Genomic DNA, 11,086 nt, shown 5'->3' with positions numbered 1-11,086 from the left:
CCTGGTTCCTGATCGCGACGGCATGCTCGATGGAATCGAGGGCGCCAATCGTGCAGCCGCTATACCGGGCATCGCCGAGGTCAAGATGTATGTTCATCCCAACACACCAATTGTCAGAAAGGGCGATGACCGAGATTTGATCGGACATATCATCGCCGCTTCGCCCAGCCGTGATCAGACGACAGCCCTACTTCAGCAAGCCCTCGACTTGGTCAGTTGGACAATCACACCATTTTTGGACCTTTGAGGAATAGGAACACTCTGCAGCTCATATCTTCTCGCGCCAGCGCAGATTGCACCCGGGGACGAGGTGATCGCCGCGTACGCATCGGGTGAAGGCCGCAGGTTAGGCTGCTTGAGCGTTTAGTCCGTGCGGCTGCCAATTCCACGGAAGCAATTGCTCCAGCTTACTGATTGGCGTGTCGGCGATGCGGGCCAGGACGTCAGCAAGCCAGGCCTGCGGATCGATGTCGTTGAGCTTGACACTCATGATCAGCGCGGCCATGTCGTCACATCGAGTGCCGTCGTCGGTTCGTCCGCGATGAACAGTTCCGGCGAACAAGCTAGGGCCATGGCAATCATGACGCGTTGTCTCATCCCGCCTGACATTTCGTGAGGATAGTTGCCAATGCGGCGGTCGGGATCCGCGATATGAACAAAGCGGAGCAGTTCTTCGGCCTTGGCCGTCGCGGTCGAACGCGAGGACCTGGTGTGATCTGGACCGCTTCCGCAATTTGGCGACCAGCCGTGTAGACCGGGTTCAGGCTTGTCATGGGCTACTGGAAAATCATGGCAATCCGGTTCCACGGATTTTCCGCATCTCACGATCGGAAAGCGTAAGGAGGTCGCGGCCGTGAAAGTGGACCTCACCACCAACAGTCCTAGCGGTTGTCTTTGGCAAAAGGCGAAGTATCGAGAGAGCTGTGACGCTCTTGCCGCATCCTGATTCACCAACGATACCGAGGGTCTCGCCTTTCATCACCTGGAAGTTGACGCCGCCGAGCGCGCGGGTAACACTCTGTTCCCCATAAAAGTGCGTCTCAAGGTTCCGATCATCGAGAAGTATATCTTCCCCTTTTGTCTTCTGGATTTGCATGTCAGCGCCTCCGTTTCGCGCGAGGATCGAACATATTGCGTAGCCCGTCCCCGAGCAGGTTGACCGCAAGAACAGTAACTGCAAGGCATATCCCGGGAGCAAAGATTGTCATGGGGGAGATGGCGAGATACAGGCGAGAACTCGCTATCATATTGCCCCAGCTCGGAATTTCCGTCGGTACACCTACACCGAGAAAGCTTAACCCAGCTTCCGTCATGATCGCGCTTGCGCAAACGGTTGCGCTCTGCACCATTAGCGCCGGCAAGGTGCTAGGCAGGATATGACGCCATAACACCTTAGGAAGCCGCGCACCGCCGCAAATTGCCGCCTCAACATAGGGACGCTCCCGAACACTAAGGACAACTGAGCGGACCAATCGCGCGACTGCCGGCGTCTCAGGAATTGCAATTGCTACGATGAGAATGCTGATCCCTGGACCGGTTAAAGAGATGAGCGCAATGGCTAGCAAGATCGTAGGGATCGACATCAGCCCATCCATGACGCGCATAACGATGCTATCGAACATGCGGTTATAACCAGCGAGTATCCCGATCATGAGTCCGAGCAATGCAGCACAGGCCGCCGACAGCAAGCCAACCAAGAGCGAGACACGCGCGCCGAAGATCGTTCGAGCGAATACGTCGCGGCCCAGGTTGTCGCTACCGAGCCACATCTCGGCCGAGAGCGGTTGGAGACGTTTGAATGGATCCATATTTCCCGGATCGCCTGCGTAAATCGATGCGGTGAGCGAGAGAATGAGCAAAAGCGCCATGACACTGCCGCCTGTCAGCACCAGCGGATGCCGCCTTGCTAAACGGACGAATCCGGAACGCCTTACGTGACCCGGTGGCGCAGTTTCGAGAGTTGCAGAGGGGAGCGTCATATCAGTACCTGATGCGCGGGTCGATAAGCGTGTAAGCAAGATCGACTGCAAGATTGATGAGAACGTACAGACCTGAAGTTAGAATGAGTACGCTCTGGATAATGGGGTAGTCGCGGTTGTTAATCGCATCGACGATCAGACGACCGATACCGGGAATATTAAATACAGTTTCGGTGAGGACGACGCCGCCGATCAGGTAGGCGAAGCTAATGCCAATAACAGTCAATATCGGCACACCTGCATTCTTAAGCGCATGGTGGAAAAGTAGCGCGTAGGACGACGCGCCCTTCGCTGCGGCCGTTCGCATGTAATCTTCCGACAGGACCTCAAGCATACTCGCTCTAGTCACTCGCGCGATAAAAGCAATGTAGCCGAGGCTTAGGGCCACTGTGGGCAAGATTAGCCGAATGAACCAAGGACCAATCCCAGCGTCGAATTGAGCATATCCCTGAACCGGCAGCCAGTGAGTTTTTATTGCAAAGAAGTAGATGAGGAAGTATCCGGTCACAAAGACCGGAACCGAATAGCCAAGTGCTGCAAATATTGCGAGAAAGCGGTCAATTGAACCGCCAGTTCGCCAAGCCGCAAGGATACCGAACGAAACCCCCACCGTTACAGAAAGTAACATCGTCAGGATTGCCAAAGAGAGGGTTGGCTCAAGCCGCTGCGCCACAAGCTCAACGACGGGGCGTCCGGCAAAAATCGACGTGCCGAAGTCGCCGCCAAGCAGATCTCTCATCCAATGCATGAACTGGATCAGCATAGGATCGTTCAGGCCCAGCTTCTCGCGGATCGCGGCAATCGTTTCCGTGTTGGCCGACTTGCCGGCGATCATTGCAGCGGGATCGCCAGGTGCGATCCTAAGAAGCATGAATACAAATGTCCCGACCATTGCCATTACGGCAATGGTCGAAACAAACCTGCGAATAATGTACGCCACCATCAAGCCGGTGCTTTCTGCATGTTCCAATAAGGCAGAATAGCTGGCACTCCAATAAGCCCCGTCAGGGACGTACGGCGCGCAATTGGGCCAGTACTTTGGCCGAGGAGTACTTCAGGCACATAGTTCCACCATATCCGCTGTAACTTGCGGGCTACTGCTTTGCGCTCCGCCAGGGTTTCGAGATTCACGAATTCCGCCCGCAGCGCCTCATATTCCGCATTCTCGGGCCAGCCATACCAACCGCGCTCACCACTCATCGGAAGGGTGGTTGATGCGAGGAAATTGCCTCTCACCGCTTCGGCATCACTAGATATGAAGATACTCCAACCGCCGTTCTCAACAGGTTCTTTTTTCTCCCGACGAGCGACCAGACCGCCCCAATCGCTCGGCGCGAGTTCGGCATTTATCCCTATCTTCCGCAATGCCGCAGCAAGAAGTTGTGACATGTTACTGCCCTCGGCCCAATCAGTGGCTTGCAGAATCACAATCTTCTGGCCGGCATAACCTGCTTCCCTAAAGAGTTGCTTCGCCTTCTCCGAGTCGCCGCCCTTCCTGTACCATCCCGTATTTTCATCGTTGGATATCGACGTAGCGTTGCCGAAAATGGACGTCACGGGCTTAACATAAGTTGATTCACCGAAGGCGGCGTGAAGGAAGGCTTCCTGATCAATAAGGTGAAGCATCGCTTGGCGAGCTTTCACATTATTGAAGGGTTCCTGCAGGCAATTCATGCGCAGGAAATAGTCTTGCCCCGCCTGATCTAGCACCTCAAGTTCAAGACTGGGATCGCTTTCAAGGACCGGAAGTAGATCAGATGGCGGCGAGTACAACAGATCTACTTCGCCTGCCTGCAGTGCAGAGAACGCAGTTTGTTGATCTGAAGATAGACCGTTGTCCCAAATGACCCGATCCACCTTCACGATTTTCCCACCGGCCACGCCACTTGGTGCCTCTTCGCGCGGCACATATTTCTCATTGCGGTCGTAGGCGAAGCTTGCGCCGGGCCTTGCAAGAGCATGATTGAACTTGAATGGGCCTGAGCCAATGTTATCAATCGCCTGCTCAGTTGGAGGAAGATTGGCATCCTTCTCACGCATCATAAACGGGCCTTGAAAGCCAAGAATTGAAATAAGGGCTCCGAATGGTTCGCTTAGACTAATTGTGAAGGTTCTATCATCCTGTCTGGAGATATCCTTAATCCGCGATTTGAATAACGCCCCGCTTGGAGCGACCTCGGCCCAGCGGCGGATCGAGGCGACGCAATCCGCGGCGGTCACTGGTGTGCCGTCGTGCCAGCCAAGACCATCGCGGAGTTCAAAAGTGTACGTTTTCTTGTCGTCAGACATGCCCCATTTCCCCACCATCTGCGGCTGGGACTCGAGGTTTGCGTCTGCGCCGAACAATGTGTCGTATATCGCAAAGGCATGGTTCCAGGTAACATCCGCAGTCGTGACGACTGGGTCGAATACGGTGAGATTCCCTACAACGACGCGAACCGTCCTATCCAAGCGTGGTAGGGTCTGCGCCCGCAGAATCTCTGGAACCGTCAATGCCGTTCCCACAACTAAGCTTGCCTTCACAAGGTCGCGACGAGAAATTTTCATATGTAGTTCCCCTTTTCATTGTTAAGTCATGCAACTGTTTTGAAACAGTTGGTAGCACATCTTACGGCCCCCGTTACATAGGTCGGGCACCGCTCACAGATCATTCAACCTTAGAAGTTCGCCTGAAGTAGACGAGTCGCACTAAGTCTTAGTTGAGTACGTCTTCAATGTTTCCTTGCACTGTTTGACATTGCTTGCCACCCCAGCCTTTAATGCTGGTTATTGATGCAGAAGCTCCCAGCAATATTGTATTGCAAGCTCGGTGGTCGGAATGAGAATGTCGTCGGACGCTCCGAAGGTGGGCGTGTGTACCCCCGCTTCGTTTGATGACTCTCTGCTTCCAAACTGAAAGTAGATTGAGGGTACACAACCGGAGTAAAAACCGAAGTCATCGCTCCCGGAGCTCGGTTTTGCCTGCACATACTTGTCTTCGCCGGCGAACCGGACGACCATCTGACGAAAACGCTCGACCATCCCTGCATCATTGACGACGGCAGGTTCGCCCAATTGAGAGATGAATTCCACCCGCCCGCGATGCATAGCGGCCACACCCTCGGCCACTTCGCGAACTCGCTGGACCAATAGGCCGCGCCGCTCAGCAGTGCTGGTCCGGATCGTTCCTGTCATCACGACTGAGGGGCAGATGATATTTGTCGCCTCGCCCCCGTGGATGGTGCCGATGGTGATGATTGCACCGTCATCGGCGGGCATCTCGCGTGACACCACCTTTTGAACCTCATTGATAAAGGCCCCCGCTATTGTGACGGCGTCAACGCCCGCATGGGACTCCGCGCCATGCGCCATGGTGCCAATAATGTTCAGTTCGAACTGTTCGGAGGATTTTGTTACTGCGCCGGCACGGGCGCCAAAGGATCCTGCCGGAATATCGGTGTCGACATGGAAACCCACCGCAGCGTCGAACCCCACCAACAACCCCTCTTCTGCGACAGTGCGCCCCCCAAGGGGTTCTGCCTCTTCAGCAGGCTGAAAAATCACCCGCACTTTGCCGGAGAAATTATTTCTCATGCGGTGGAATGCCAAAGCGGTTCCGAGGGCGATCGAGGCATGCATGTCATGCCCGCATGCGTGCATCAGGCCCGGGACCTGCGAACGGTAAGGGAGATCGTCCCGGTCCTCTTGGATAGGAAGCGCGTCAATATCGCCGCGCAAGGCAATCGAACGTCTTGGACCGGGTGCCAGGCCTTCAATGTCAATATAGACACCGGTATTGTGGAACGTTCTCGCTCCACTCAATCCAAATCGCTTCAGCGTTTCGATGATCCGCTTCTGTGTTTTGGTCTCCTGATTGGATAACTCGGGTTCCCGATGCATAGCATGCCGCATTTCGATGACGGCTTCGCGCTCCTCGCGGGATAGCAGATCGTTCGTGAGCATCGTTGTCTTTCCGCTATGAGGTGCGATTACAAGATCAGGTCAGGGCCAAGTAGCCCATTCTGGACGCGGGTCGCATGTAGCGCTCGGCTTCGAACGTCGAGTGCGCTAGCCAGTTGATCGGCAGAGTCGAGCGCTTTGATAAGCTCCGTATTAGTGAAATAGGTAAGATATCGCTCGGCCAACGTGGGTTTTCCCGCATCGAGCAGAATACGAGCTGTCTTCGAGACATCCACGCAAACATTCAGCAGGATCTGCTCAGAAGCTTTGAAGAAAGCAGTGACCTCAGGCAAGAACACCTCCTTGTCTCTGAAAACAAGGTTCAATAGCCGCTTGAAAACGTAGGTCGCCGAACGCGTCGACTCGACCTGCTGTGTGACGTGAGATACCCTGCTGCCGAAGTATCGAGTATCGAGATAGGATTCAGCTTCGCCATCGGTAAGGTAACGATGCATTCTAAACTCTGGCACAACTTCGCGGATGCCCATGAATACTGGAACGAACGGTGCAGCTACCGCCCCGATGTGGGTGTGCCAAAGCACTCTCGATTCGGGATAAACTTCATCTGCGAGTGGGACGACCTGCCCGTACCCTGCCGTTTCTCCTGTCAGTCGCTCGGTTCTAATCGCCCAAAAAATGTCCTCAACGGTTATTTTCTGTGGCCGCTTAGACAAGGTCGCCAACTCACTTTCTATCCAGCATACCCCGTCCCACTTGCCCTTTCCGTCTCCGTATATTTTGTTGACGTTGAATTTGTCGCCAGAAGTGGGATCGTACCATCCCTGCGAGACCGCGAAGTCGACTAGGTTGGCTGAGTAAAGAAAGTCGCCTGACGTTTGGCTCCCAATTGGAATTTCTTCGATGTAGCCTGGTCGAGACGCTCGAATGGAGTTTTCGCCCAGCCGCTCCGCCGCCCATAGACCCTGCCCACCCGCGAATTGAATAATGACCCATGCCTCATTCGAGTCTGCGATGATGTGAGAATTGCCTCCATAGGTCGCGTGACCATACCGGGCTATGAGATCTCCCATAAGTTTCACGCCGTCGATAGCGCTTTTCGCCCGTTCAAGGACGATACGGGAAAGGTCACTGTAGTTTGGGCCCGTCTGGTCCGGGGGCGTCATGGAAATAAGCTCGGCCCGGGATTCGGACCAAATGTCTCGGACCGCGACGCCATACTCGTTTAGCCCCCCGTTCGTCAGTGGGGCCGGCGTGCCCTTAAAGTAGCTGTAGTTGACGCAAATGTGTCTTGCAGTCTCCCTCGCCTGCGGTATCTCACTCATTGCGCCAGGCAGATGTGCGTCGGCAGTGACGCCAACCTTGATCGTAGTTCCTTCTGCGTGTTGTTTCCGGCCGACAATATCCAGCCAGTGGCTTGAAGGCTCATCTCCATAACCGGCCAAGTAGGCAATGCCGTCGCCAGTGTGGTTCTTGCCAATATAAATGCCGTAGCTCATTAAAATCCCTTTTGACACGCTGGTCCCTTGACGAGGAACCGCACACAGCCCCGGTCGCTCGGCGACGGGGATCATCCAGATAGGTAGTGGGTAGGTTGTGTTCCCGTTGTTTTGACCAGAGGCTAGTAAGACGAGCCTCGGGCAACAATCGCGCATTTTTCATTGACTTTGCTCTGGATTGCGCGATTCTGCGCAAAGTAGCGCAAGGAATTCCCCGGTGAGTGATTTCTCAGAAAAACTTCGCAGTCTTTGTGCGCATTATCGCTCCGTCTCTGACGTGTGCCGCATGCTCGGTCTCAACAGGCAACAGTTTGACAGATACTTGACGGGACGTGTTCGCCCGTCACAACACAATCTGCAACGGATTGCCACTGGCCTCGGAGTTGGCATCAACGAACTCATTGACCCGAACAAAGAAGTGGGAATACCCGCACGGCTGAAGGAATTGTCAGGCCGCGACCGAATGACGTCATTGATCGACCGCGCCTTTCCCGGGGATTTGAAGAGGCTTCGGACCATGCTCGGCTACTATCACACGCATTTTCTTACTCCCTCCGAGCAAGACGTGGTCGTCCGTTCGGTAGTCCTTCTCTTCGAATGGGAAGGAAGGGTTTGCAGCAAAACAATCGAGCGAACGGGGCCGCACGAGGAAGTGCAGGAAATACTGAAATATGAAGGAATGGCCACATTTCTTGGGAACTGTTTATTTTTGCTCGAGTTTGAAACGTTGTCGGCCGACACCATAGTGGAGTCCGTTCTTTATCCCTCTTATCGCAAAAGTTTGGATATCCTCACCGGGCTGACGTTCGGCATGACCTCGCATGTTTACCGGCAACCGTTCGCATCGCCGATCGCGTGGAAATATCTAGGGAGGATGGTGGACGTGAAAGAACAATTGAGGGCTTGCGGATCATACAAGAAGAATGACGTTAGGATCGACCCACGTATCCGAAAATATATGCACGCGGCCGGCATTTCGGGCACTTTGAGCTTGGGGCCAATGTGACAACTCCTAAAGGAAGACACTCTATACAGTCTTCGGAGCTAAGGTGCTCTCCGGCTACGTCTTCAAAGCTGCTATGCTTTAGGGATTCGCGCGAACTTGTGCTTGTAGGCCTGCTCAAGACATCACCTGATCACTTTGGGTGTCGGCAAGACGATACTCGGACGAGCAGCCGCCACCCGGGCAGGCCGACATACAGCCGAGAAGATCTATCTCGGCGAAAGACTCCAGGTAGTCGCCGGGACGCACCGGACTCGCCTTCATGAATTACTGGCCAGTGTCTCGTGTAAATCCCGTACACATAAAGACATTCAGTACGTCATAAACTGGTCCGACGACAGCCACCTTGCCTTGGGAGGAGCTCAGCGCCGCCTGAACGCGACGAGAAAAAGCGGCGGCCGTTGGAAGAGGGTCAACGGCAGCCGAGTGGCCCTGCGCGGCATAGGGTGATGCCATTTTAGCTAAAGCAGGCGAAGTTCGACCGGCTCCGGTCGAGGTGATGTTCGCCAGACTTCGGGGCCGAAGTCCGCGGCAAGCCAAGCTGTTCGTTTGGTGATGGATTCATGTCGGCATCACCTCAGGGGCCGCGAAACGACTTCGATGGGCCGGGCGCGAGTTGCGTCCGTCGTACGTTCGATCGAAAGCACCGTCTGCGGCGGAAGCTCTCCATCATGCAGGGCATGGAGCTGCTCGACGAGGTACTTGTCCGCGGCCGTAAGCCGAAAGTTGAGGCGAAGAAAATCCAACCAGGTTGGCGTGCGGAATGTCTCGGTCCAAATTGAGGGCGTTTGCAGGTTGCGCTGCAGCGTCCAGTTATGGGCACCGGCACGGCTTTGGACGTGGCGCCTAGCGCGCATGCAACCCAGAAATGCCTCGATGTTCGCTTCGGATATTGAATACTCGATCTTTACGCCGATCGGACCACTCCTGGGCTTCAGATCGAGTGCCAGGTCCGGCGGATGGAAATCCGAACTTTCCTGGTCCGCTTCTTCCCACGGACGCACGGGGAAAAGTAATCCCGCCGCAGCGACCAGCAACAGAGCCCCTGCTGCTCCCTCCAGAGCCCAGGTCAGCGAATAGTTCTGAGCGACGGTTCCCCAGACCCAACTGCCGGCAGACATGCCGCCAGCGCTCAAGGCGTAGTAGATCGAAAGCGTGCGGCCGACAACCCATCTTGGACTGGCAAGCTGCACCGAGACGTCGATGCCCGTCCAGGTGATGAGCCATCCAGCACCCCCGAGTGCCAGCGCAAGAGCCGCCACCGCAACGGACGACGTCAGAGCAATGGAAAGACAGCATGCTGCACAGGCAATAGAAGCGACCGCCACCAGCTTGTTTTGAGACATGATCCGCCGGAGGAAGCTGTTGCACAAGCCGGCGACGAAAGCCCCGCCGCCGAAGCCGGCCAATAGAATGCCGTAGACGATGGGCCCGCTTTCCAAGCGATCGCGGACGACGAGAGGAAGCAGCGCGAGGATAGAGATGCTGGCCAAGCCGAACAATGTCGCCCGGGCGACCGCTGACCTGATCTCGAAGGACATTGCCGTGAAGCGCAGCCCGTCGTGGATAGCCGTAGTCATTTTCTCACGCGGAAGGGGCGAAGCGCGGACGTGCCATTTGGTGCGCCAAATGGCACCAAGCGGCGCCAGATCGCACAGCGCTGAAAGGGCGAAAGCGGCTAGCGGTCCGAAGAAAGCCAGGATTACGCCGCCCAAAGCCGGACCAACGCTGCGGACGGTGTTGTATCCGACAGACGTCAGCGTCACCGCGGCCGGAATGTCGCGCTTGTGCAATATATCGCCAATGGAGGCGTGCCAGGCTGGATCATTCAAGGCGAAGCCGCAGCCGGCGAGGAACCCTAGTGCGAGGATGAGCCAGGGACTGATAAATCCCAGTCCTACAGAAACCACTAATGTCGTTGACGCCAGCGCCAACAGGCAGTGTCCTGCAAACATAACCCATCGGCGGCTGAAATTGTCGGCGATGGCGCCAGCAAGGATCGACAGGAAGAACACCGGCAACGTCGACGCGGCCTGCACCAAGGCGACCATCAGATCGGACGCTGAAATGGTCGCCATCATCCAACTGATGGCAACCGTTTGCACGAGCCATCCAAGACTGGAGATCTGCGTTACGGTCCAGATCGCGCGAAACGCGGGATTCCTGAGAGGCGCCGAGGTGGTCGTTAAACCGGATTGCGGATCGGCATGCTGCATTTCGTCGTGTCTCTTTCAAACTCCCAAGATGTCTCTGCGACGCCGCAGATTATGCGTCATCGCACGGCGGATTTCGCCGTTTTTCGGCCATTCGATGCAGGAGTTCCGCATCAAATGTGCCTAAACGGGCTTGTTATGTCATAGCATTGCACATTAGCCTTATGGAACGGTGGGAGTGAAGCCGATGCGCCAATACGCAGCTTAAAGGAAGGACAAGGACACTCAACTGGGCAGTTTAGGCTTGGTCCCTCGTGCTAGGCTTGAATGTTACAACGCCGACATCGTCCTCGATGCCAATTTTAGTTCCATATATTTCTGACAGCTCCTGGATCCGTTGCAGAATGGCCCGGCCTTGCTGCCCACGGGCAAGACGCGGAACACCGCGGTTGGCAAACCTTTTGGAGTGGCCAAGTTCGATGGGATACAACCGCGTTTCCGCGAGCTGATTATTTTCAAACCGGCTCACTGCAATGAAGCTTTCGTAGAATATCG

The 11,086-nt window shown here is 55.4% G+C and carries 7 protein-coding genes and 5 pseudogenes; 2 read left to right on the top strand and 10 right to left on the bottom strand.

Annotation, left to right across the window (positions count from 1 at the left end; genetic code table 11):
- Positions 1-247 (top strand): annotated as a pseudogene (locus tag HJB82_RS31370) (hypothetical protein); the annotation flags it as partial.
- Between the two features lie 99 nt (positions 248-346).
- Here HJB82_RS31370 and HJB82_RS31365 read toward each other — a convergent pair.
- The 7 genes and pseudogenes from HJB82_RS31365 to HJB82_RS31335 all read right to left on the bottom strand — a co-directional run.
- A pseudogene (locus HJB82_RS31365) lies at positions 347-484 on the bottom strand (transposase domain-containing protein); the annotation flags it as partial.
- Positions 485-507: 23 nt separating this feature from the next.
- Positions 508-1,096 (bottom strand): annotated as a pseudogene (locus HJB82_RS31360) (ABC transporter ATP-binding protein); the annotation flags it as partial.
- 1 nt (position 1,097) lies between these two features.
- Complete coding sequence (locus HJB82_RS31355; protein ID WP_221142367.1) at positions 1,098-1,979, bottom strand: ABC transporter permease; 882 nt, start codon at positions 1,977-1,979, stop codon at positions 1,098-1,100.
- 1 nt (position 1,980) lies between these two features.
- Positions 1,981-2,922 (bottom strand): ABC transporter permease, encoded by a 942-nt coding sequence (locus tag HJB82_RS31350; protein ID WP_221142369.1) that lies wholly within the window; start codon positions 2,920-2,922, stop codon positions 1,981-1,983.
- Positions 2,922-4,526, bottom strand: a complete 1,605-nt coding sequence (locus HJB82_RS31345; RefSeq protein ID WP_221142366.1) for an ABC transporter substrate-binding protein — start codon at positions 4,524-4,526, stop codon at positions 2,922-2,924. Before HJB82_RS31345 ends, HJB82_RS31350 begins: the two co-directional genes overlap by 1 nt.
- A 219-nt stretch (positions 4,527-4,745) precedes the next feature.
- Positions 4,746-5,921: a M20 family metallopeptidase gene (locus HJB82_RS31340; protein ID WP_221142365.1), complete on the bottom strand. Its 1,176-nt coding sequence runs from the start codon at positions 5,919-5,921 to the stop codon at positions 4,746-4,748.
- Positions 5,922-5,947: 26 nt separating this feature from the next.
- On the bottom strand, positions 5,948-7,375 hold the full coding sequence (locus HJB82_RS31335) for a C69 family dipeptidase (RefSeq protein ID WP_221142364.1): 1,428 nt from the start codon (positions 7,373-7,375) through the stop codon (positions 5,948-5,950).
- Between the two features lie 217 nt (positions 7,376-7,592).
- Between HJB82_RS31335 and HJB82_RS31330 the strand changes: the two genes are divergently transcribed.
- Positions 7,593-8,381: a helix-turn-helix transcriptional regulator gene (locus HJB82_RS31330; protein ID WP_311044419.1), complete on the top strand. Its 789-nt coding sequence runs from the start codon at positions 7,593-7,595 to the stop codon at positions 8,379-8,381.
- A gap of 153 nt (positions 8,382-8,534) precedes the next feature.
- Here the strand turns inward: HJB82_RS31330 and HJB82_RS31865 are convergent.
- The 3 genes and pseudogenes from HJB82_RS31865 to HJB82_RS31320 all read right to left on the bottom strand — a co-directional run.
- Positions 8,535-8,705, bottom strand: a pseudogene (locus tag HJB82_RS31865) (DUF1989 domain-containing protein); the annotation flags it as partial.
- A gap of 245 nt (positions 8,706-8,950) precedes the next feature.
- Positions 8,951-10,594, bottom strand: a complete 1,644-nt coding sequence (locus HJB82_RS31325; protein WP_221142363.1) for an MFS transporter — start codon at positions 10,592-10,594, stop codon at positions 8,951-8,953.
- Between the two features lie 235 nt (positions 10,595-10,829).
- Positions 10,830-11,086 (bottom strand): annotated as a pseudogene (locus HJB82_RS31320) (CapA family protein); the annotation flags it as partial.

This window comes from Rhizobium sp. NZLR10, assembly GCF_019685125.1.
Lineage (GTDB): Bacteria > Pseudomonadota > Alphaproteobacteria > Rhizobiales > Rhizobiaceae > Rhizobium.
This window is presented reverse-complemented; position numbering and strand designations above follow the sequence as displayed.

What these genes read in the sequence shown, in the direction of transcription:
- HJB82_RS31355 (WP_221142367.1), bottom strand. Translation starts at nt 1,979, where the DNA reads ATGACGCTCCCCTCTGCAACTCTCGAAACTGCGCCACCGGGTCACGTA.
- HJB82_RS31350 (WP_221142369.1), bottom strand. Translation starts at nt 2,922, where the DNA reads ATGGTGGCGTACATTATTCGCAGGTTTGTTTCGACCATTGCCGTAATG.
- HJB82_RS31345 (WP_221142366.1), bottom strand. Translation starts at nt 4,526, where the DNA reads ATGAAAATTTCTCGTCGCGACCTTGTGAAGGCAAGCTTAGTTGTGGGA.
- HJB82_RS31340 (WP_221142365.1), bottom strand. Translation starts at nt 5,921, where the DNA reads ATGCTCACGAACGATCTGCTATCCCGCGAGGAGCGCGAAGCCGTCATC.
- HJB82_RS31335 (WP_221142364.1), bottom strand. Translation starts at nt 7,375, where the DNA reads ATGAGCTACGGCATTTATATTGGCAAGAACCACACTGGCGACGGCATT.
- HJB82_RS31325 (WP_221142363.1), bottom strand. Translation starts at nt 10,594, where the DNA reads ATGCAGCATGCCGATCCGCAATCCGGTTTAACGACCACCTCGGCGCCT.